A 20,705-nucleotide genomic window follows, 5' to 3' on the forward strand; every position below is an offset into this window, starting at 1 on the left:
GCTGTACGGAAGGCCGGTTTCGAGAATGAAACCGCTTGGAGCCAGAGGGTTCCGGCTTCCCGTGTCTCCGCTCTCGACCGTGAACCGTAAAGACGCTTTTCTTGCCCGCGAGGCTCGCCTCGCATTCTAAGATCAGTCGTTGAGGCTTGGCGCCATACCGGATGGGATTGATGAAACGCAAGAAAGGCAAAAGAGTTTCATGGCTCTCTATGAACACATTTTCCTTGCCCGCCAGGATCTCGCGGCTCCGCAGGTCGACGCCATCGTCGAAACCTACAAGGGCGTGATCGAAGCTGCCGGCGGCAAGGTTGGTCGCATTGAAAACTGGGGCCTCAAGGGCCTGACCTACCGCATCAAGAAGAACCGCAAGGCCTTCTACGTCATCATGGACGTGGACGCCCCGGCTGCCGCGATGCAGGAAGTCGAGCGCCAGGAGCGCTACAACGAAGACATCCTCCGCTTCATGACCGTCAAGGTCGAAGCTCACGAGGAAGGCCCCTCCGCCATGATGCAGAAGCGCGACCGCGACGACCGTCCGCGCCGCGAAGATGGCGACCGTCCGTTCCGTCCGCGCCGTGAAGACGGCGACCGTCCGCCGCGTCGCGATGGCGACCGTCCGTTCCGTCCGCGCGAATCTTAAGGAGATCCTGTAATGGCTGACACTTCTTCCGCTCCGGCGCGCCGCCCGTTCCATCGTCGTCGCAAGACCTGCCCGTTCTCGGGCGCCAATGCGCCGCGCATCGACTACAAGGACGTCAAGCTCCTGTCGCGCTACATTTCCGAGCGTGGCAAGATCGTTCCTTCGCGCATCACGGCTGTTTCCCAGAAGAAGCAGCGCGAACTGGCTCAGGCCATCAAGCGCGCCCGCTTCCTGGGCCTGCTGCCCTACGTCGTCGCCTGATCGGCTGACTCAAGGGTAACACGCAGCGTCACCAGACTCTGCATCATGACTCCGGGGGATGGCGGTTTCGCCCTCCCCTTTCCCTTCCGCGATGGGCGCGGATCGGAATTTTTAAATCCCATGTTGGGGACTTCGCGGAAACGCTTCCCCTAACTGCGAGCTTTTTGGCGCAGGACAGCGAGAATTTGATGACGAACCCCAAGAACCCGATCCTGATCGGCGTGATCGCCGGATTGGCCGCTGCCGCATTGATGGCTGCGGGTGGGTATTTCGCTGCGCTGTCGATCATCCTGATCTTTTTGTCCTTGGCGGCGATTTTCGTGGCGGGCCTCGGTTTCGGCCTTCTCTCCTGCATCGTGGCGATCGGAACGGCCGCGCTGGCCAACGCCTTTCTTCTGTCGTCCCCGCTCGCCTTTCTGATGACGGCCGCCCCGCTGGTGCCGGCGGTGGTGATGAGCCAGCTCGCCAACACGGCGCGGCCAGCGAGCGAAATCGGCGGCCCAGACACGGCGACGGCCTGGTATCCGCTGTCGGACGTGCTGTTTGCGGGGGCGGTGCTGACCGCGATCGCTTCCGTCTACACTACGCTCGCCTCGCCGCAGATCGAAGCGCTCTATTCGGCGCTCGCCGACGCGATGCAGCAGATGATGACGGATATGAGCGGCGCCGGCGCGGACATGGACACGCTGCCGCGCGACGAGATGATCGCCATGATCCGGGTGATCTGGCCGCTCGCGCAGGCGCTGCAGATGATGATCGCGCTGTTTGCCGGCTTCTACTTCGCTATGCGTTTCCTGTCCGCGTCCGGTCGCAATATTCGTCCGCGCGAGGACATGGCGATGAGCCTGCGCATGAACCGCGTCGCTATCGTCGTTTTTCTGGCGGGCGTCGTGGCGATGTTCGCCGGCGGCATGATCGGCATGATCGGCTCGAGCCTCGCGGGCGCTTGCGCCGGCGGCTTCCTGCTCGCCGGTTTCGCCGTGATCCACTCGTTTCTGCGCGGCAAGAGCTGGGGACTTCCCGGGCTTGTGCTCGTCTACCTGCTCACTTTTTTCTTCCTGCCCGTGATCGGCTTTCTGCTGGTCATTGCGGGCGGGCTCGCCAATCCGCGTCGCGCCATTCCGCTGACGCAGACCAAACCCGAAAACGACGCCAAACCCTAACTCTGAAAGGACAAAGACAATGCAAGTCATTCTTCTCGAACGCGTCAACAAGCTTGGCCAGATGGGCGAAACCGTAAAGGTTCGCGACGGCTACGCCCGTAACTTCCTGCTGCCAATGGGCAAGGCGCTGCGCGCCAACGCCGGCAACAAGGCTCGTTTCGAAGCCGAGCGCGCCACGCTGGAAGCCCGCAACCTCGAGCGCCGCTCGGAAGCCCAGAAGGTCGCCGACCAGCTCGCCGGCAAGTCCTTCATCGTGGTTCGCTCCGCTGGTGAAACCGGCCAGCTCTACGGCTCCGTCGCTGCTCGCGACATCGTCGACGTGCTCGCCGCCGAAGGCTTCAACATCGGCCGCAACCAGGTCGACCTGAACACGCCGATCAAGGCCATTGGCCTGCACAAGGTGGTCCTGCACCTGCATGCGGAAGTCGTTCTCGAAATCGAACTCAACGTCGCACGCTCGGCTGACGAAGCCGGTCGCCAGGCCAAGGGTGAAGACCTCACCTCCGCCGAAGCCATCTACGGCGTCGACGAAGACGCGCTGCGTCCGGAAGACTTCTTCGATCCGAACTCTGTCGAAGACGAAGACGAAATCTGATCGCCATTCGGAAACTTTTCCGATTGCACGTCGCTTTATGCGCCTCCGGAGTTTCTCCGGGGGCGTTTTTGTTGAAATTCAGCAGAACTGGCGTTTTTTTCGGCGTTGAGAGCCTTTGCTTTTCAGCGGGCATTTTTTCTGTTGATAACCGCGATTTTTTTGATAGCCTAAGAAAACATTAACGTTTCGTAAGGTGCTGCATCCGTCGCGCATCATTTTGGCCCCGGCTGCAGTTCAGTTTAGTCGCGTGGTGATGTTATGTTGCATGCTCTCCTGCATCGGTTCATTTCAACCATCGTCCGCAGAGGCAACCTTTCGGTGACCTATGCGAACGGCCATACAAGACAGTACGGCGGCGAGCATGGCAAAGCCGTGCATATCCGCTTCAATAGCCGCCGGGCCGAGCGCGGCGTGCTCGCAAATCCCGAATTCTATTTCGGGCATTATTACGCCGAAGGCGAGATCGACCTTTTGAAGGGCGATATGTACGACTTCCTCGAAGCGGTGTTCACCGGCGACCCAGAAGGTGAATTCCAGCAGCGTCCGTGGATGAAGGCGATCGCCGCGTTGCGCTACAGGCTGCGCCATTTCAAGGAATTCAACGTCGCCCATCGCTCACGCAAGAATGTTCAGCATCACTACGATCTGACAGGCGCGCTGTATGATCTGTTCCTCGACAAGGATCGGCAATATTCCTGCGCCTATTTCGAAACGCGGGAGACCGACCTCGAAGCGGCGCAGCTGGCCAAGAAACGCCATATCGCCGCCAAGATGGTGATGAGTCGTCCAGGGCTTTCGGTGCTCGATATTGGCTGCGGCTGGGGCGGCATGGCGTTGTATCTCGCCCGCTATCTCGGCGCGTCGGTCAAGGGCGTCACTCTGTCCGACGAACAACTGGCGCTCGCGCGCAAACGCGCCGAAATCGGCGGCTTCGGCGACAGTGTCCGTTTCGAACTCGAAGACTACCGGCATGTTCGCGAACAATTCGACCGGTTGGTGTCGGTCGGCATGTTCGAACATGTCGGACGCCCGTTCTATGATCAGTATTTCCAGCAATGCGCCAGATTGCTGAAAAAGGACGGCGTGATGCTGCTGCATACGATCGGCCGCACCGACAGGCCCTCGACAACCAACGCCTTCATCGAGAAATACATCTTTCCCGGCGGCTATATCCCGTCGCTTTCGGAGGTGATGCCGGCGATCGAACGCTCGGGGCTTAAAATCACCGATATCGAGATCCTGCGCCTGCATTACGCCGAAACGCTGAAGGCCTGGCGCGAGCGCTTCATGAACAGGCGCGACGAAGCCAAGGCGCTCTACGACGAACGTTTCTGCCGGATGTGGGAATTTTATCTCGCCGGTTCGGAAAGCGCCTTCCGCTGGCAGAATCTGGTGATCTTCCAGATTCAGATCGCGCATGACCAAGAGGCCGTGCCGCTGACGCGGGACTATATCCATGAAGCGGAAGCGTGCCTACGCGCGATCGAGGAGCGACAAGTCGATGGCGTCGCCCGTTTTCCGCAGGAGGCGGCTGAATAACGCCTCAAACAGGTGCTTCTCTCGAGTTTCAAAGGCCTGGTCTATGTTCGATCAGGCCTTTTCGATTCGGTCTTCGCGCCGGCCGGGAAAATAAAAGTTATCCACCATCGCAGACGGCCTGTGGACATCGGACAAAAGAACGGGAAAAAGCGGCAGCCGCCGACTCCCCAACGCGTTTGACGCCTATAGATGGCCGACGATATTTTCATGACAGGCAGATGACGATGAAAGACGCCGCGCGCCGCTTGAGCGCCATCAGCAATACAGAAGCCGTTCCCCATCACCGGGAAGCGCCGAACAATCTCGAGGCCGAACAGGCTTTGCTGGGCGCTATCCTGGTCAACAACGACGCCTATTACCGCGTGTCGGACTTCCTGAAGCCGGTTCACTTCTACGAGCCGCTGCATCGCCGCATCTATGAAGTGGCCGCCGACATCATCCGTATGGGCAAGACCGCCCATCCGGTGACCATCAAGACCTTCCTGCCCGCCGACGACAAGGTCGGCGACATGACGGTGGCGCAATATCTCGCCCAGCTCGCCGCCAACGCCGTCACCATCATCAACGCCGAGGATTACGGCCGCGCCATCTACGACCTCGCGCTGCGCCGCTCGCTGATCACCATCGGCGAAGACATGGTCAACATCGCCTATGACGCGCCGCTGGACATGCCCCCGCAGACGCAGATCGAAGACACCGAGCGGCGCCTGTTCGAACTTGCCGAAACCGGACGTTACGACGGCGGCTTCCAGTCCTTCGCCGACGCCGTGTCGCAGGCCATCGACATGGCCGGCGCCGCTTTCGAGCGCGACGGCAGCCTGTCGGGCATTTCCACCGGCATCCATTCGCTCGACGGCCGCATGGGCGGCTTGCAGCGTTCGGACTTGATCGTGCTCGCAGGACGCCCCGGCATGGGCAAGACCTCGCTCGCCACCAACATCGCTTACAACATCGCCGCGTCCTATGAGCCGGAAGTCCTGCCCGACGGCTCGCTGAAAGCCCGCAATGGCGGCGTCGTCGCGTTCTACTCGCTGGAAATGTCAGCCGAACAGCTGGCCACCCGCATCATCTCGGAGCAGACGGAAGTCTCCTCCTCCAAGATCCGACGCGGCGACATCACCGAAGCCGACTTTGAAAAGCTGGTCGCCTGCTCGCAGATGATGCAGAAGATCCCGCTGTTCATCGACCAGACCGGCGGCATCTCGATCGCCCAGCTCTCGGCCCGCGCCCGCCGCCTCAAGCGCCAGCGCGGCCTTGATTGCATGGTGGTCGACTATATCCAGCTCATGACCGGTTCGGGCAAATCCGGCGAAAACCGCGTGCAGGAAATCACGCAGATCACCACCGGCCTCAAGGCGCTCGGCAAGGAGCTCAACGTTCCCATCATCGCGCTGTCGCAGCTGTCGCGTCAGGTGGAAAGCCGCGAAGACAAGCGCCCCCAGCTTTCCGACCTGCGCGAATCCGGCTCGATCGAGCAGGACGCCGACGTGGTGCTGTTCGTGTTCCGCGAAGAATATTACGTCAAAAACCTTGAACCGCGCGATCCGGACGATCCCAAATACAACGAATGGGAACAGCTGTTCGACAAGGTCAAGGGTACGGCCGACGTCATCATCGCCAAGCAGCGCCACGGACCGACAGGCACCGTCAAGCTCGCCTTCCAGTCCGAATTCACGCGTTTTGCGGATCTGGCGGACCCGAGCTTCTCGCAATATGAAGAGCATTGAGATGATGGGTCGGGCGAAAGCCCGGCCTTTTTCGACCCCTCTTTTCGTCATGCTCGAGCCTGTCCCGAGCATCTGCTTACATCAATAAAAACAAAGGGTTGCAGATCCTCGACACAAGACCGAGGATGACGTCGCGAGCTTCTTTGAAGTCCTGCCGCTTCGCGCTTTAGAGAGGCCGGTCACCGGCAGTATCGCACCACCAGTTCATCCAGCGGCACAGTTTTCGAGCGACCGGCTTCAAGATCCGCCAGCCGCTCTTCGGCAATCATCACATCCTCCATCTCAGCCAGATGCTCACGGAGTGCGGAGATGATCAATGTGTCAGGGCTAACCCCTTCGCGCTGGGCGGCGGCGTCGAGCCTTTAGTTTATTCGGCGCTTCAATTTCCCGATGAAGACGTCTTCACAACCCCACCCGCCTCAGCACAAACACCGCCGCCACGCCAATCGCGATGCTGGCGAGCAGCGGCAGGCGGCGGGCGGTGAGCGCGGTCAGGGCGCAGGCGATGGTTTCGGCCCAGCCGGTCGCAAAAGCCGTTGGCGCGATGACTGCCATCAGCACGGCGGGCGGGATGGCGTCGAGCGCCTGGCGGGCGACGGGGCCAATCGGCACGATGCGTATGAGGACCGGGCCTGCAAGACGGGTCAGGATGGTGGCGGCGGCCATGGCGATGATGGCAAGAAACGTGGCGGGCTCAATGTTCATGCGCTTTCCCCCCGCAGGGCGAGAAGGGTAGCGGCGACCAGCCCGGCCAACGCGCCGGCGACGATATGCCAGGCTCCACCGGCTATCTGATGCGTGAGCACGGCCGCCACGCCGCTCGCCACCAGCACGAGCGCGGTGGCCCGCCCCTTCCAGAAGCCCATCACCAGCACGATGAACAGCGCCGGGAAGGCGAAGTCGAGCCCGGTCAGCGCCGGATCTCCGAGCAGCGCGCCGAGGCCCGCGCCAATCAGACTTGCGGCGATCCAGTTGAGATAGAAGGGAATGGCCATGCCGAAGTAATAGGCCGGCGATAGCGGCGCTGCGCGGGCGCGCGCTTCAGCGAATGCCCAGTTCTCGTCGGCCATCAGCATCAGCGCGATCGGCTTCAGCGGGCCTCGAAAAGCGCCGAGGGCGCGGTCCAGCGAGGCGCCCATCAGCACATGCCGCATATTGACGAGCAGCGCCGCCAAGCCCAGCGCGCTCCAGGAGGCGGGATGCGTCCAAAGATCCATGGCGACGAATTGCGAACCGCCGGCGAAGACCAGACCGCTCATCAGCCCAACTTCAAGCGGCGACAGGCCCTTGCCGGCCGCGACCGCGCCGAAAACGAGGCCGATGGGAAAGGCGGCGATCAGGATGGGAAAGATGGCCCGGGCCCCGAGCAGCAGGTCGAATCTGGTGTTTGTCATGGCGTTTCCTTGTCTGGAACGCCGCATAGCGCGATCGACGCGACAACGTCTTGAAGTAAATTGATCAGCCAGCGCGGAAAACGGCCGGCGTCACCCCGGTGCGCGCTTTGAAATGCCGAGTCAGATGCGCCTGATCGGCAAAGCCGCAGGCCATGGCCGTCTCGGAGGGCGCGGCGCCCCGGCGCAGCAAGCGCCTGGCCTCGCGAATGCGTAGATCGGTCTGATAGGCGTGCGGTGTGATGAAATAATGCTTGCGGAAGGCGCGAATGAGATGGGCGCGGCTGAGAGCGGCAATCCGCGCCAGGAACTCCAAAGAAATTTCCTCGTCGAAATGGGCATCGATATAGTCGCGCGCGCGCCTGACGCCCACGGGTGCGGCATGGTCCGGCGGCGCGACGATTTCAGCGCCATGACGGGAAAACATCGCCAGCAGCACCGAATACAGGCTTTCCTCGCCCTCAAGCGCGCTCGCGCCCTCCTCGATGGCGCGATGGGCGCGACAGAAGCGGCCCGCGAGTTCCGGATCCGAGATCAACTGTCGTGAAAAACTGGGCGATCCATGAACAGCCTTGCCGCCGACATCTTCCAGAATGTCGGTGAACACCTGCATGTCCGGATAAATCATCCGGTAGCGATAGCCCTCCTCCACGCCGGGCTGGCCGTCATGGGTCTCGCCGGGATTGATGAGATACAGAGCGCCGGGGCCGGTCATTTCGCGCTCGCCGCGGATCATCGCCATCTGGCAGCCCGCCTCGATCGCGCCGATCGAGAATGTATCATGCGAATGCGGGGCGAATTCATGGGTGATGAAGGTGGCGCGCATGCATTCCATGTCCCGGAAGCGGGCGTCCCGCCAGAACCGCGCATGTTCGGACTTGTCGGTCGGCATGGCCTCGGTGGCCTGCCGCTGGGAGATATTATGCATCCGCGTGTTCTAGCAAAGCCCGCCCAACGGGTCTTGAACAAAATGCGCAGACGCGAAGGCCCCTGCATTGCCCCGGGCAATATTTGCCCTTATGCAGCGACATATGCGTCATGATCCCGTCCCGCCCACAGATTTCGCTGTCGCCGCCAGCCGCGTGACCATCGATGTCGGCGCCTGCGTCGCCAATTGGCGCGACATCGCGGCGCGCTCGAAAGCCGCGACCGGCGCTGCGGTGAAGGCTGACGCTTATGGGCTTGGCGCCGAAATCATCGCGCCGGCGCTGGCCCGCGTCGGCTGTCGCGATTTCTTTGTCGCCACCATCGAGGAAGGCGCGCAACTGCGCGGTCTATTGCCCGACGCCCGCATCTTCTCCGTCTCTGGCCTCTGGCCCGGCCAGGAGGCCTTGGCGATCGCCCGCAGGATCATACCTGTCGCTGTGTCGCCCGAACAGTTGGAGCTGATCGCCGCATTGGGCGGGGCGCTCGATCACGCCCTGTTTATCGACACCGGCATGAACCGCCTCGGCCTGACGCCCAGACAGGCGTTGGATTACGCCCAATCAGGCGGCAAACCGGTGATGGTGATGAGCCACCTCGCCTGCGCCGACGAGCCCGATCATCCGATGAATGCACGGCAAAACGAATTTTTTCAGCCGCTTGCCGCGCGTTTCGGAGAGGCTGAATCAAGCCTCTCGAGTTCCGCTGGAATTCTGCTGGGGCTGGATTACCACTACGACCTCACGCGGCCAGGCATCGCGCTTTATGGCGGCTTGACCATGGCCGGATTCACGCCGCGTCCTGTGGCGACGGCCGAAGCGCGCGTCATCCAGATCCGCACCGCCACAGCGGGCGAAACCGTGAGCTATGGCGCGCGGCAAAAACTGGCCCGCGACAGCCGCATCGCCATCCTCGGCGCGGGCTATGCCGATGGCTGGCATAGATCGGCCTCCGGCGCCGGCGCGCCGCTGCGGGACATTGTGGCCAAGGGCGGCGCGGTGATGCTCTCGGGTCGCCCCGCGCCGATCCTCGGACGGATCACCATGGATCTGACCATGGTCGACATAACGGATATTCCCGACAATCTCGTTCGCATCGGCGATTATGCGGAGTTCTTCGGCGCAGCGATCAGGATCGAAGACGCCGCCCGCGCCGCCGGTACGATCAGCTACGAATTGCTCACCGGCCTCGGCAAGCGCTATGTCAGGCGCATTGTCTGACGGCGCTTCGTTTCGGTTGCCGATTTCCCCCTTCGCTGGGTCGAAGACGCGAACAATCCCCACCCGCATCTTGAACACGGTTGAAGGGGCGCCCATTTCGCGCTAGGCCAAAGCCTGACGAAAACAGGAGTTTTTCACGCCATGAGCCTGGTCGACACGATCAAGAGCACCCTTGTTCCCATTCACCGCGAGGGACACAAGTTCATCCTGGCCTTTTTCGTGGCCTCCGTGGTGCTGGGCCTCATCTGGTATCCGCTATTCTGGGTCGGCATGGTGCTGACCGCATGGTGCGCCTATTTCTTCCGCGATCCCGAGCGCTCTGTGCCGCAGGACGAGGATTGGGTGATCAGCCCTGCCGATGGCAAGGTGTCGCTGATCTCGGTCTGCCCGCCGCCTGCCGAACTCGGCCTTGGCGACGAGCCGATGCTGAAGATCTCGGTGTTCATGAATGTGTTCAACTGCCATGTGAACCGCGCGCCCATGCGCGGTTCGATCAGCCAGATCGCCTATCGCGAAGGCAAGTTCCTCAACGCCGATCTCGACAAGGCCAGCGACGAGAATGAACGCAACGGCCTGGTGATCGACACGGTGCGCGGCAAGATCGGCGTCGTGCAGGTGGCGGGTCTGGTGGCGCGGCGCATCGTCTGCTGGTCGCATGCCGGCCAAGACATCGACGCCGGCGAACGTTTCGGCCTCATCCGCTTCGGCTCCCGGCTCGACGTCTATCTTCCGGAAGGCTTCACGCCGCGTGTGTCGATCGGCCAGACGGCGATTGCCGGCGAAACCCTGCTCGCAGAATTCGGTTCCGACAAGGGCCCGGTGCTGACGCGCCGCATTTGACGGAGATGGACATGGACAACGCAGCCTTGCCGCCGGAAAGCGCGGACGTCGAAGAAGATGGTGGACGTGGACCGCGCCTGCGCGAAATCCCGCTTCGGATGATGGTGCCCAACCTCATCACGGTGCTGGCGATCTGCGCGGGCCTCACGGGCATCCGCCTTGCCTTCGAGAATCGCTTCGAACTGGCGGTGAGCATGGTGTTGCTGGCTGCGTTCCTCGACGGTATCGACGGCCGGGTGGCGCGCCTGATGCGGGCGACGTCGAACTTCGGCGTTCAGATGGATTCGCTCGCCGACATCATCAATTTCGGCGTGGCGCCGGCTCTGGTGCTTTATGTCTATGTTCTCGACGACGCCCGTTCGATCGGCTGGATCGCGGCGCTGATCTACGCCATTTCGGCCGGATTGCGGCTGGCGCGCTTCAATGTCATGGTCGACCGTCCGAACAAACCCAAATGGCTGTCGGAATATTTTGTCGGGGTTCCGGCGCCGGCCGGCGCCCTGCTGGTGCTCACCCCTGTCTATCTCGGCTTCCTGGGCTTTGACGTCGTCTCCTACTTCGGGCCCGACATGCGCGTCTACCTCGCTTATGCGACAGCCGCCTATACGGTGCTGATCGGCTATCTGCTGGTCTCGCGCGTGCCGGTATGGTCCGGAAAGGCGCAAGGCGTGATCCGCCGCGAAAACGCGCTGCCCTTCATTCTCGTGGTGGTCCTTTATGTCGCCCTGCTGATGAGCTTCACCTGGCAGGTGCTCGCCGTCACCTCGATCGCCTATCTCTGCACGCTGCCTTTCGGCGCGCGCGCCTGGCGGAAGAAGTATGGCGACCTGCCTGCGCATGAGACAGCGCTCGAGGAAGGCGTTCTTCCCGACGATAAGGTCATCCAGGCGTCGGATACAGCGGACGGCTCACACTGACGCGTTGCTTCGGGCCGCCACGGCCATATGGTTGAGTCCGGGATAATCGGTTTTTCCAGATCCGAGCCGGGGTATGGCGTCGGTCTCGATGATACTGTCCGGGATCAGCAATTCCGATGCGCCCAAGCTCTTCGCGCCAGAGATCAGAGCGCTTTTGGAGGCTGGCCGCCTTGTGGTGACAAGCACGGTCCTTTCGCCACGCCGGGCATCGGCCATAGCCACCGCTGCATGGTCGGCCTCCGGCCAGACCTGGTTGGCGAGCGCCTCGATAGCCCCTAGCGACACCATTTCACCCGCGATCTTGGCGAAGCGCCTGGCGCGGCCGCGAATGGTGATGAATCCGCGCGCGTCGATCTCCACGATATCGCCGGTGTCATGCCACTTTCCGGACAAGGGGCTCAGCACACCGGGCGCGTCGGGCAGGTAATAGCCCATCATCACATTGGGTCCGGCGATCAGCAAGCGCTTGCCGTCCTCCATGCCTTCCACCGGCTCCAGCGCCATCTCCATGCCGGGCAGCAACCGCCCCACCGAGCCATCCTTGGAGAAACGTGTCGAATTGACCGCCACCACCGGCGACGCTTCGGTCATGCCATACCCTTCGAGAATGCAGACGCCGAAACGGTCGAGGAAAATACGTCGTGTTTCCGGCCGCACCGGTTCGGCGCCAGCCACGATCATGCGCAAGCTTTCGAAATCGCCTTCCCTGGCGGCGCGGCCATAGCCCGCCAGGAACGTGTCGGTGCCAAACATGATGGTCGGGCGCACCTTGCGGGCGACGCCGGGGATGATCTTGTAATGCAGCGGCGACGGATAGAGCGCCAACCTTACGCCATAGGCGAGCGGCAACAACATGCCGCCTAGCAATCCGAAGGAGTGAAACAGCGGCAGGACATTAAACAGCGTGTCCTCCTGCGAAATGTCGATTCGGCAATCAGCCTGGGCGGCATTGGAAAGAAGATTGATCGACGACAGCGCCACGCCCTTCGGCGCGCCCTCTGAGCCTGAGGTAAACAGTACGATAGCGGCGTCCATAGGCTCGGAGCGCCGGGCCGGCCAGCGCCACAGCGCCACGCCCAGCACCTTGTCCCACCACCCGATCGCTTTCTGGACATCTTCGAGATAGACCAGCCTGACGCCGTTTTCGGCCAGGCGTTCCACGAGTTTCTCCAATTCGGCGCGTTCGATGAAGGCGCGCGACGTCAGAACGACGCTGACGGCGGCCGTCGACGCGGCGCTGGCAACCGAGGCGGGGCCAGCGGTGTAGTTCAGCATCGCTGCAGGCGCACCGGCCGAGGCGAGCGCCAGCACGGTCAACACCGCGCCGTTGGAGTTCGGCAGCATCACGCCGATAGGCTTGCCGCGCGGCGCCAGATCGGCGAAGCGGCGCGACAGGACACGGACGCCGATCAGCGCCTGCCGATAGGTCAACCGTCCCCCGAGCGAATCTTCGAGGATCTCCCGCGCCGGCCCATACAGTTTCGCCGCCTCGACGATTGCCTGGAAAAGAGTGCGATCAAGATCGGCGGCCCGCAATTTGGCGGCGGCGAGGCCGTCGGCGAGTTGGTCGGCGAGCGCGGCTGCAGGCGCATCACTGCAGGCGAAGGGCGGCGCGGCGACAACCGAAATCTGCGGCCAGACCTTGCGCGGCGCTTTTTCACGCGTCCAGAAGGACATGATGCTATGGCGAACGCCGGAGATGTGGATGGGAACGATCCGCGCCGTGGCCTGCCTCGCCGCTTCGCCGATCTCCGCCAGACGCGCCATGGCGTCATCGGACAATTCGACCTCTTTCGGCGCATAAAGGCAGAGCCGGCCCTGCCCCGCCAGCACCGAGCGCACGAGCGGCAGGTAAAGCGAGGTGTCGCCCTCCAGCCTGATATGAAACACGCCCACCGGCAGAAACGCCTTGAGAAGACGACGATCCAGACGGCTCTGCTCGGCGGCCAGATAGATCACCGGCCCCACGAGCTCAGCCGATTCGCGGAAACCGCGATAGCGCGCCCCGACGGCGAATTTCATCAAGGTCAGCGACAGCGCCTGACCATAGGTGAGAGCCGAGCCCGATTTTTCCCGCCAGGCCGTCACCAGCCAGGTCACCAAAGCGCCGCCCATGACGGCGATAACAGCGTTTACGAGGTTCACGGGTCCTCCCCATCATGCGCAAAACGACAGAATGTGCGAGGCCGCGATCAGGTTCGCGGCTCGATGAGCCGCTAGGCGAGAAAATTATGGCAATTTGTAATCCGCGAAGCGTTTTTCCCGCACGATAAAGAGTTTTCCGGTCTCCGTCACATCAGGTCCGGTCAATTCTGCGATCACTTTCGCGACCTCGCTTGGATGCGGCAGCGTTGCGGGGTCTTCGCCCGGATAGGCCTGGGCGCGCATCGCCGTACGTGCGCCCCCGGGATCGACGGAATTGATCTTGAGCGGCAAGCGTTCGCTTTCGGCAGCCCAGGTGCGGGCCAGCGCCTCGACGGCGGCCTTGGACGCCGAGTAAGGTCCCCAGAACGGTTTGCATTTATGGGCGAGGCTCGATGTGAGAATGAGCGCTCTGCCCTGGTCGGATTTCTGCATCAAGGGATCGACCGAACGGATCAGTCGCCAGGTGGCTGTGACATTGACCGTCATAACCTTCTCGAACACTTTGCCTTCGACATGGCCGATCGGCGAGATCACGCCGAGCAGCCCGGCATTGGCCACGAGAATGTCGAGCTTGCCCCAGCGCTCGAAGATCGCGCCGCCGAGCGCGTCGATCGCCGCCATGTCGGCGAGGTCGAAAGGCACGAGCGTGGCGCTGCCGCCTTCGGCCTTGATCGCGTCGTCCAGTTCCTCAAGACCGCCGACGGTGCGGGCGCAGGCCACGACATGCGCGCCCCGGCGGGCGAGTTCCAATGCGGTGAAATAGCCGATGCCGCGCGAGGCGCCGGTGACCAGGGCGACGCGGCCGTTCAGATCGAAACTCATGCTCTCTCCCACTATGCTTGCGGGAGAGCGCCCGGCCCTCCCTTCCCCCTAAGCAGCCGATCAGGCCTTGCCGATACGCGCCGCCGTGCGACTGGCGAAATTCTCCGCCTCGCGATCGAGCAACCGGGTCGGATAGTCGCCGGTGAAGTAATGATCGGTGAATTGCGGATTGGCCGAATTGCGGGGCTCGCCGCCAACGGCGCGATAGAGCCCGTCAATCGACAGGAAAGCGAGCGAATCTGCGCCGATATATTTCGCCATGGCTTTTTCATCGGCATACTGATTGGCGAGCAGCTTGTCGGCGTCGGGCGTGTCGATGCCGTAGAAATCCGGATGGAAGATCATCGGGCTCGCCACGCGGATATGCACTTCCGCGGCGCCGGCGTCGCGGATCATCTGGACGATTTTGAGCGAGGTTGTGCCGCGCACGATGGAATCGTCGACGAGGACGACGCGCTTGCCCTCGATCATGGCGCGGTTGGCGGAGTGCTTGAGCTTGACGCCGAAAGCGCGGATCTGCTGGGTCGGCTCGATGAAGGTCCGGCCGACATAGTGGTTGCGGATAATGCCGTATTCAAACGGAATGCCGCTCGCCTGGGCGTAGCCGAGAGCCGCCGGCGTGCCGCCATCCGGCACCGGCACCACGACATCGCCATCGCAGGGCGCTTCGGCGGCGAGGTTCGCGCCGGCAGCCTTGCGGGTCTGATAGACGTTGCGGCCGCCGACAACCGAATCCGGGCGGGCGAAATAGACATATTCGAACATGCAGAGCCGCTCGGGCTGCGGGCGCACCGGCGGACGGGCGTCGATCGAAATCGAGCCGTCAGGCTGCAATTCACAGATGATCACTTCGCCATTCTTGACGTCGCGGATATATTTCGCGCCGATAATGTCGAGCGCACAGGTTTCCGAGCAGAAGATCGGCTTGCCGTCGAGTTCGCCCATCACCAGCGGACGAATGCCGATCGGGTCGCGGGCGGCGATCAGCTTGGTGCGCGTCATCGCCAGCATGGAATAGCCGCCCTCCATCTGCCTGATCGCGTCGATGAAGCGATCGGTGGTGGAGGCATGGCGCGAGCGGGCGATGAGATGCAGCACGACTTCGGTGTCGGAGGTCGACTGACAGATGGCGCCAGTGGCGATAATCTGGCGGCGCATCGTCAAGCCATTGGTGAAATTGCCGTTATGGGCAATGGCGATGCCGCCTTCTTCCAGTTCCGCAAACAGCGGCTGCACATTGCGCAGCGCCACTTCGCCGGTGGTGGAATAGCGCGTATGGCCGATGGCGATGGTTCCCGGCAGTTTCGCGAGCGTGACCGGATTGGTGTAGTGATCGCCGACCAGGCCCATATGTTTTTCGGTATGGAACTGCTTGCCATCGAAGGAGACGATGCCGGCGGCTTCCTGGCCGCGATGCTGCAGGGCATGCAGGCCCAGCGCCGTCAGCGTCGCTGCATCGGGATGGCCCAAAATGCCGAACACCCCGCACTCTTCGTGAAGGGTGTCACCGTCGAGAAAATCCATATCCATGGCAGAAGCGTTTTCGTTCATCGGTTTTGCAGCCTTTGGCTCTTGTCAGTCTCACTAGCGCCGATCGCGGATGCGAGAAAGCCGGTATATGAGCGAGGACGCGATGATTTTCAATCGCGCCGACGCCTGCCCAAAGGTTTCTCTGCGTTCGATCTCTGAAGACACTCATTCAGTCGGCAAGCCGCCATTTCGGCCGGCCTCGCCCGGCCGGCGTCTTCGGACCGGCTGGGGTCGACGACCAAAACTGTTACTGCGCGGGCGCGGCCGGGGCTGTCGCCGAAGCGTCATCCGCAGGCGCGGCTTCCGTCGCGCCGTCCGCAGGGGCCGTTTCCGACGCGCCATCCACGGGCGCTGCGCCATCCTGGCCCTGCTTGTTCATCTTTTCTTCGATCTTTTTGCGCAAAAGGGCCGCGACGTCTTCCGGCAGCGCTTCCTTGACCTTCTCACCCAGACCGTCAAGGAACGGCTTGGATTTGGCGTCCCGGATCCAGGCCGGGTGTTTTTCCACCGGCACCCATTCATTGAAGAACTGCACCGCGACCACGATGATCAGGATGCCGCGCGCCGCCCCGAAGATGAAGCCGAGCGTGCGGTCGAGCGCGCCGATGCGGCTGTCGATAATCATGTCGGCGATGCGCATGGTGATGAAGGAAATGACGATCAGCGCGATAAGGAAGATCGCCGCCGCCGAGGCGACGATTGCAAACTTGTCTTCTGCGATGAAATTCTTGGCGTAGGGCAGCCCGAGGGGATAGAGCTTATAGGCGGCATAGGCCGAACCGACCCAGCTGACCACCGACAGGACTTCGCGCGAAAAACCGCGGACCATGGCGAGCACGGCGGAAAACAGCGCGACGCCGAGAACGATACCGTCAAAACCAGTAATAGGCATAAATATTCTCCGATACGGCGGTCCGTTCACCGCTCATCGCCAGACGGCGGCACCTATAGCATTGCAAGACTTTAAAACAAAAGCCTCATTCCTCTTCGGGCTGGGTCGGACCCACATGTTTCGAGCCGGCGATCCGCACCACCAGGTCCATCAGGCTCTCGATGCTGTTCCAGGTTCCGGATGACGACTTGGGAAGCTCGGCAGAGCCTGATGGCAGCACAGCCGCCTGAAAACCCAATTTCTCGGCTTCTTTAAGGCGAAGGCCGGTATGGCCGACCGGCCTGATGGCGCCGGACAGGCTGATTTCACCAAAATAAACGCAGTCGGGCGGCAAAGCCTGACCGGCGAGCGAGGAGACGAGCGCCGCCGCCACCGCCACGTCGGCGGCAGGCTCTGAAATGCGATATCCGCCCGCGACATTGAGATAGACGTCGTAATTGCCGAGCCGGACGCGGCAATGGGCCTCGAGCACCGCGAGAATCATCGCCAGCCGTGACGAATCCCAGCCGACCACGGCGCGGCGGGGTGTCCCGAGCGAGGTCGGCGCCACCAGTGCCTGCACCTCGACCAGCACCGGCCGCGTGCCCTCGATGCCGGCGAAGACCGCTGCGCCCGGCGATTTCGCGTTGCGTTCGCCGAGGAAAAGTTCGGAAGGATTGGCGACTTCGCGCAGGCCCCGATCGGACATTTCAAACACGCCGATTTCGTCGGTGGGGCCGAAGCGGTTCTTCACCGTGCGCATGATGCGATAGTGATGGCCGCGATCGCCCTCGAAATACATGACCGCGTCGACCATGTGCTCGACCACCCGCGGGCCGGCGATCTGGCCATCTTTGGTGACATGGCCGACCAGCACCACAGTCGCGCCGGTCTGCTTGGCGAATCGGATCATCGCCTGGGCGCCGACACGCACCTGGGTGACCGTGCCGGGCGCGGCTTCGGCCATGTCGCTCCAGAGCGTCTGGATGGAATCGATGATCACCAGATCCGGTCGCTTGTCTTCCGACAACGTCGCCAGGATGTCCTCGACATTGGTTTCGGCGGCGAGAAGCACGCCGGCGTCCGCCGCGTTCAGGCGCTGGGCGCGCAGTCGCACCTGCGCCACCGCTTCTTCGCCCGAGACATAGATGACGCGATTGCCGCGCCGGGCCAAAGCGGCCGCGGCCTGCATCAGCAGCGTCGACTTGCCGATGCCAGGATCACCGCCGATCAGCACAGCCGAACCGCGCACGAATCCGCCGCCCGTCACCCGGTCAAGCTCAGATATGCCGCTTTCGATGCGCGGCGCTTCCTCGATCTCGCCCGACAGCGTCGTCAGCGTCACCGGCCGGCCCTTCTTGGGCGCCTTGCCGGGGCCGCCGCCGATACCGCCGGTCGGGTCTTCCTCGATGATCGTGTTCCAGGCGCCGCAGCCGTCGCATTTGCCCACCCAACGGGAATGCACGGCGCCGCAATTCTGGCAGATGAAATTGGTGCGATTCTTGGCCATTAGTCCTCGGCAGCGGGAGAAAACATGTCCGTTGTCACATTTTGCCGGCCGTGGAGGACTCGAATGACGCGGATCTGATGATGTTGGGTAATGAAATAAATGCAGCGGTCTTTGTAGGGAAAAGCGCGAAGATCAGGATGCAGCCAATCACGCGGCGCGCCTTTGACCTTGTTTCTCGCCATTGACGAAATCTTGCGATCGATGGCGTCGATAAAACGGCTCGCAGCATCTGGATTCCGTTCCGCGATGTAGCGGTAGATCGATGCCAAGTCCCGAAGAGCCGTCTCCGAATAGGAGAATGTCCAGCCGTCTTTCACTTGAGCGCATCGGCATTGTCGATGACGTATCGGGCCATGTCGCCCGGCTCGTTGAACGTCTTGTAGCGACCCGCAGAGAAGTCATCCAATCCTTTTTGGACATCGCGGCGCAACGCGTTCAGCTTCGTCTCATGCTCGAGCCTTGCGATTGCGGCGCGAACAACTTCGCCTTCGTCTGCGAAATTGCCATTGGCTATCTCACGTTCCAGAAAGGCCTGCTCCTCGTCTGAGATCGTCACTGAAATCGTTCTGTCGCTCATGGCCTCAGCCGCTCCATCATGATTGGGCCAAAGCTAGCAAACAGAGAACAAAATAGCAACCGTCGATGCGGCGAGGTTTACTCCGCCGCTGGCTTGCCCCGCACGATCACGCCGAGATCGTCGGTTTCCCTGACCTTCTTGAGCTGTTCCTCCACTTGGGTGGCTTCGAGCTGCCTGCTCCACATCTGGGCGTAGAGGCCGTTTTGAGCCAGCAGATCGCCATGACGGCCGCGCTCGGCGATGCCGCCATCCTTCAGCACGATGATCTCATCGGCGTTGACGACCGTGGAGAGACGGTGGGCGATGACCAGCGTGGTGCGGTTCTTGGAGACGATGTCGAGCGCCGCCTGGATTTCCTGTTCCGTGCGGGTGTCGAGCGCCGAGGTCGCCTCATCCAGAATGAGGATCGGCGGCGATTTCAGGATGGTGCGGGCAATCGCCACGCGCTGCTTCTCGCCACCCGACAGTTTCAACCCGCGTTCGCCCACCATCGACTTGTAGCCTTCCGGCAGCGATCGGATGAAGTGGTCTATCTGGGCGATTTCGGCGGCCTGGGTCACCTCTTCCTCACGCGCCGCGGGGCGGCCGTAGCGGATGTTGTAGGCGATCGTGTCGTTGAACAGCACCGTGTCCTGCGGCACCATGCCGATGGCGGCGCGCAGCGACTTCTGCGTCACGCCCCGGACATCCTGGCCATCGATGGTCACAGCGCCCTGCTGGACATCATAGAAACGGTAGAGCAGGCGCGAAATGGTCGACTTGCCAGCGCCCGACGGCCCGACAATGGCCACCGTCTTGCCGGCCGGCACGTCAAAGGACACGCCCTTGAGGATCGGTCGGGCCGGATCATAGGCGAAATGCACATCCTTGAAGGAGATCGCCCCCTGGGCGATTGCCAGCGGCTTGGCGTCCGGCGCATCCTCGATCTCGGCGTCGACTTCCAGCAGGTCGAACATCTGTTCGATGTCGGTGAGGCCCTGGCGGATTTCGCGATAGACAAAGCCGATGAAATTGAGCGGGATCGACAACTGCATCAGCATGGTGTTGATGAAGACGAAATCGCCGAGCGTCTGTTCGCCCCGCTGCACGGCCATTGCCGACATCACCATCATCACCAGCGTGCCCGCGCCGAAGATAACGCCCTGGCCGAAGTTCAGCCAGCCGAGCGAGGTCCAGACCTGGGTCGCCGATTTCTCATAGCGCTCCATGGACGCATCGAAGCGCTTGGCCTCCATCTCCTCATTGCCGAAATATTTGACCGTCTCGAAATTGAGGAGCGAGTCGATCGCCTTGGTGTTGGCCTCGGTGTCGGAGTCGTTCATCGTCCGGCGAATATTCATTCGCCAGTCGCTCGCCCGCACCGTGAACCAGATATAGAGCCAGACGGTCACGGCGGTCACGAACAGGTAAGAGAAGCCGTAGCCCCACCAGAAAATCGCCGCCGTCAGGATGAATTCGATCAGCGTCGGAAAGGTGTTGAGGATGGTGAAGCGGACGATCGTTTCGATGCCCTTGGTGCCGCGCTCGATGACGCGCGACAGGCCGCCGGTGCGCCGCTCGAGATGAAAGCGCAGCGACAGGCGGTGCAGATGTACGAATGTCTTGAAAGCGAGCTGGCGCACGGCGTATTGGCCGACGCTCGCAAACATCGCGTCGCGCAACTGGTTGAGCGCGAGCTGCAAAAGGCGGGCGACGTTATAGGCGACAACCAGCGTGACGGCGCCGAGCATGAACAGCGGCAAAATGCCGACCGCGTCCATCTTGCCGTTCAGCGCATCGGTGGCCCATTTGAAGAAATAGGGCACCAACAGCAGCACGACCTTGGCGATCAGCAGGATCACCGTCGCCCAGACGACGCGCATCTTGAGGTCCGCGCGATCCGCCGGCCACATATAGGGCCAGAGATTGACGATGGTCTGCAGGGTCTTGCCCGAGTCAGCCGATACAGTTTTTGTCTTGCCCGCCATGCGCCACCAGTATTCCCGAAGAAACAGAAAGGCGGCCCTGAAATAGGCCGCCGTCTTTTTCGTCAC

At 62.2% G+C, this 20,705-nt stretch carries 21 protein-coding genes; 9 read left to right on the forward strand and 12 right to left on the reverse strand.

Annotated elements, in window-relative coordinates; all coding sequences use genetic code 11:
• Positions 1 to 199: 199 nt before the first annotated feature.
• The 6 genes from rpsF (at position 200) to M2360_RS11065 (ending at position 5,925) form a co-directional block, all read left to right on the forward strand.
• Positions 200 to 640, forward strand: coding sequence for a 30S ribosomal protein S6 (gene rpsF / locus M2360_RS11040; RefSeq protein WP_280775177.1), 441 nt, complete (start codon positions 200 to 202; stop codon positions 638 to 640).
• A gap of 12 nt (positions 641 to 652) precedes the next feature.
• Positions 653 to 901, forward strand: coding sequence for a 30S ribosomal protein S18 (gene rpsR / locus M2360_RS11045; protein WP_137154006.1), 249 nt, complete (start codon positions 653 to 655; stop codon positions 899 to 901).
• Positions 902 to 1,089: 188 nt separating this feature from the next.
• Positions 1,090 to 2,064, forward strand: a complete 975-nt coding sequence (locus M2360_RS11050; protein WP_280775178.1) for a DUF2232 domain-containing protein — start codon at positions 1,090 to 1,092, stop codon at positions 2,062 to 2,064.
• Between the two features lie 19 nt (positions 2,065 to 2,083).
• The gene (rplI, locus tag M2360_RS11055) at positions 2,084 to 2,659 is read left to right on the forward strand and encodes a 50S ribosomal protein L9 (protein ID WP_280775179.1); all 576 of its coding nucleotides are present in this window, start codon (positions 2,084 to 2,086) and stop codon (positions 2,657 to 2,659) included.
• Between the two features lie 261 nt (positions 2,660 to 2,920).
• A complete protein-coding gene (locus tag M2360_RS11060) occupies positions 2,921 to 4,198 on the forward strand; it encodes a cyclopropane-fatty-acyl-phospholipid synthase family protein (RefSeq protein WP_280775244.1) in 1,278 nt (425 codons plus the stop codon).
• Between the two features lie 224 nt (positions 4,199 to 4,422).
• Positions 4,423 to 5,925, forward strand: coding sequence for a replicative DNA helicase (locus M2360_RS11065; protein ID WP_280775245.1), 1,503 nt, complete (start codon positions 4,423 to 4,425; stop codon positions 5,923 to 5,925).
• 179 nt (positions 5,926 to 6,104) lie between these two features.
• Here the strand turns inward: M2360_RS11065 and M2360_RS11070 are convergent, their stop codons facing one another.
• From M2360_RS11070 to M2360_RS11085, 4 genes are all read right to left on the reverse strand, one after another.
• Positions 6,105 to 6,242: a hypothetical protein gene (locus M2360_RS11070; RefSeq protein ID WP_280775180.1), complete on the reverse strand. Its 138-nt coding sequence runs from the start codon at positions 6,240 to 6,242 to the stop codon at positions 6,105 to 6,107.
• A gap of 85 nt (positions 6,243 to 6,327) precedes the next feature.
• Positions 6,328 to 6,630 (reverse strand): AzlD domain-containing protein, encoded by a 303-nt coding sequence (locus M2360_RS11075; protein ID WP_280775181.1) that lies wholly within the window; start codon positions 6,628 to 6,630, stop codon positions 6,328 to 6,330.
• Complete coding sequence (locus M2360_RS11080) at positions 6,627 to 7,319, reverse strand: AzlC family ABC transporter permease (protein WP_280775182.1); 693 nt, start codon at positions 7,317 to 7,319, stop codon at positions 6,627 to 6,629. Before M2360_RS11080 ends, M2360_RS11075 begins: the two co-directional genes overlap by 4 nt.
• Positions 7,320 to 7,383: 64 nt before the next feature.
• A complete protein-coding gene (locus tag M2360_RS11085; RefSeq protein ID WP_280775183.1) occupies positions 7,384 to 8,244 on the reverse strand; it encodes an AraC family transcriptional regulator in 861 nt (286 codons plus the stop codon).
• A gap of 103 nt (positions 8,245 to 8,347) precedes the next feature.
• On the opposite strand from M2360_RS11085, the gene alr reads away from it, so the two are divergent.
• From alr to pssA, 3 genes are all read left to right on the forward strand, one after another.
• Positions 8,348 to 9,460 (forward strand): alanine racemase, encoded by a 1,113-nt coding sequence (gene alr, locus M2360_RS11090; RefSeq protein ID WP_280775184.1) that lies wholly within the window; start codon positions 8,348 to 8,350, stop codon positions 9,458 to 9,460.
• Positions 9,461 to 9,601: 141 nt separating this feature from the next.
• The gene (locus M2360_RS11095) at positions 9,602 to 10,300 is read left to right on the forward strand and encodes a phosphatidylserine decarboxylase (RefSeq protein ID WP_280775185.1); all 699 of its coding nucleotides are present in this window, start codon (positions 9,602 to 9,604) and stop codon (positions 10,298 to 10,300) included.
• A gap of 11 nt (positions 10,301 to 10,311) precedes the next feature.
• Positions 10,312 to 11,217 (forward strand): CDP-diacylglycerol--serine O-phosphatidyltransferase, encoded by a 906-nt coding sequence (pssA, locus tag M2360_RS11100; protein WP_280775186.1) that lies wholly within the window; start codon positions 10,312 to 10,314, stop codon positions 11,215 to 11,217.
• Here pssA and M2360_RS11105 read toward each other — a convergent pair.
• From M2360_RS11105 to M2360_RS11140, 8 genes are all read right to left on the reverse strand, one after another.
• A complete protein-coding gene (locus M2360_RS11105) occupies positions 11,209 to 13,362 on the reverse strand; it encodes an AMP-binding protein (RefSeq protein WP_280775187.1) in 2,154 nt (717 codons plus the stop codon). The genes pssA and M2360_RS11105 overlap by 9 nt on opposite strands.
• Positions 13,363 to 13,446: 84 nt before the next feature.
• A complete protein-coding gene (locus M2360_RS11110; RefSeq protein ID WP_280775188.1) occupies positions 13,447 to 14,184 on the reverse strand; it encodes an SDR family NAD(P)-dependent oxidoreductase in 738 nt (245 codons plus the stop codon).
• Positions 14,185 to 14,244: 60 nt separating this feature from the next.
• Positions 14,245 to 15,735, reverse strand: a complete 1,491-nt coding sequence (gene purF / locus M2360_RS11115; protein WP_280775189.1) for an amidophosphoribosyltransferase — start codon at positions 15,733 to 15,735, stop codon at positions 14,245 to 14,247.
• A gap of 226 nt (positions 15,736 to 15,961) precedes the next feature.
• The gene (locus tag M2360_RS11120; protein ID WP_280775190.1) at positions 15,962 to 16,606 is read right to left on the reverse strand and encodes a CvpA family protein; all 645 of its coding nucleotides are present in this window, start codon (positions 16,604 to 16,606) and stop codon (positions 15,962 to 15,964) included.
• Between the two features lie 85 nt (positions 16,607 to 16,691).
• Positions 16,692 to 18,095: a DNA repair protein RadA gene (gene radA, locus M2360_RS11125; RefSeq protein WP_280775191.1), complete on the reverse strand. Its 1,404-nt coding sequence runs from the start codon at positions 18,093 to 18,095 to the stop codon at positions 16,692 to 16,694.
• Positions 18,095 to 18,412: a type II toxin-antitoxin system RelE/ParE family toxin gene (locus M2360_RS11130; RefSeq protein WP_280775192.1), complete on the reverse strand. Its 318-nt coding sequence runs from the start codon at positions 18,410 to 18,412 to the stop codon at positions 18,095 to 18,097. Before M2360_RS11130 ends, radA begins: the two co-directional genes overlap by 1 nt.
• Positions 18,409 to 18,672 carry a type II toxin-antitoxin system ParD family antitoxin gene (locus tag M2360_RS11135; RefSeq protein ID WP_280775193.1) on the reverse strand — a complete coding sequence of 88 codons (264 nt, stop codon included), beginning with the start codon at positions 18,670 to 18,672 and terminating at the stop codon, positions 18,409 to 18,411. The genes M2360_RS11130 and M2360_RS11135 overlap by 4 nt, the downstream gene beginning before the upstream one ends.
• Positions 18,673 to 18,749: 77 nt before the next feature.
• The gene (locus tag M2360_RS11140; protein ID WP_280775246.1) at positions 18,750 to 20,639 is read right to left on the reverse strand and encodes an ABC transporter ATP-binding protein/permease; all 1,890 of its coding nucleotides are present in this window, start codon (positions 20,637 to 20,639) and stop codon (positions 18,750 to 18,752) included.
• Positions 20,640 to 20,705 lie beyond the last annotated feature (66 nt).

Origin of the sequence: Rhizobium sp. SG_E_25_P2, from assembly GCF_029892285.1 — a bacterium.
Lineage (GTDB): Bacteria > Pseudomonadota > Alphaproteobacteria > Rhizobiales > Rhizobiaceae > Rhizobium_E.

Coding starts and splice junctions, on each gene's coding strand:
- rpsF (WP_280775177.1), top strand. CDS start 200: ATGGCTCTCTATGAACACATTTTCCTTGCCCGCCAGGATCTCGCGGCT.
- rpsR (WP_137154006.1), top strand. CDS start 653: ATGGCTGACACTTCTTCCGCTCCGGCGCGCCGCCCGTTCCATCGTCGT.
- M2360_RS11050 (WP_280775178.1), top strand. CDS start 1,090: ATGACGAACCCCAAGAACCCGATCCTGATCGGCGTGATCGCCGGATTG.
- rplI (WP_280775179.1), top strand. CDS start 2,084: ATGCAAGTCATTCTTCTCGAACGCGTCAACAAGCTTGGCCAGATGGGC.
- M2360_RS11065 (WP_280775245.1), top strand. CDS start 4,423: ATGAAAGACGCCGCGCGCCGCTTGAGCGCCATCAGCAATACAGAAGCC.
- M2360_RS11075 (WP_280775181.1), bottom strand. CDS start 6,630: ATGAACATTGAGCCCGCCACGTTTCTTGCCATCATCGCCATGGCCGCC.
- M2360_RS11080 (WP_280775182.1), bottom strand. CDS start 7,319: ATGACAAACACCAGATTCGACCTGCTGCTCGGGGCCCGGGCCATCTTT.
- M2360_RS11085 (WP_280775183.1), bottom strand. CDS start 8,244: ATGCATAATATCTCCCAGCGGCAGGCCACCGAGGCCATGCCGACCGAC.
- alr (WP_280775184.1), top strand. CDS start 8,348: ATGCGTCATGATCCCGTCCCGCCCACAGATTTCGCTGTCGCCGCCAGC.
- M2360_RS11095 (WP_280775185.1), top strand. CDS start 9,602: ATGAGCCTGGTCGACACGATCAAGAGCACCCTTGTTCCCATTCACCGC.
- pssA (WP_280775186.1), top strand. CDS start 10,312: ATGGACAACGCAGCCTTGCCGCCGGAAAGCGCGGACGTCGAAGAAGAT.
- M2360_RS11110 (WP_280775188.1), bottom strand. CDS start 14,184: ATGAGTTTCGATCTGAACGGCCGCGTCGCCCTGGTCACCGGCGCCTCG.
- purF (WP_280775189.1), bottom strand. CDS start 15,735: ATGAACGAAAACGCTTCTGCCATGGATATGGATTTTCTCGACGGTGAC.
- M2360_RS11120 (WP_280775190.1), bottom strand. CDS start 16,606: ATGCCTATTACTGGTTTTGACGGTATCGTTCTCGGCGTCGCGCTGTTT.
- radA (WP_280775191.1), bottom strand. CDS start 18,095: ATGGCCAAGAATCGCACCAATTTCATCTGCCAGAATTGCGGCGCCGTG.
- M2360_RS11135 (WP_280775193.1), bottom strand. CDS start 18,672: ATGAGCGACAGAACGATTTCAGTGACGATCTCAGACGAGGAGCAGGCC.
- M2360_RS11140 (WP_280775246.1), bottom strand. CDS start 20,639: ATGGCGGGCAAGACAAAAACTGTATCGGCTGACTCGGGCAAGACCCTG.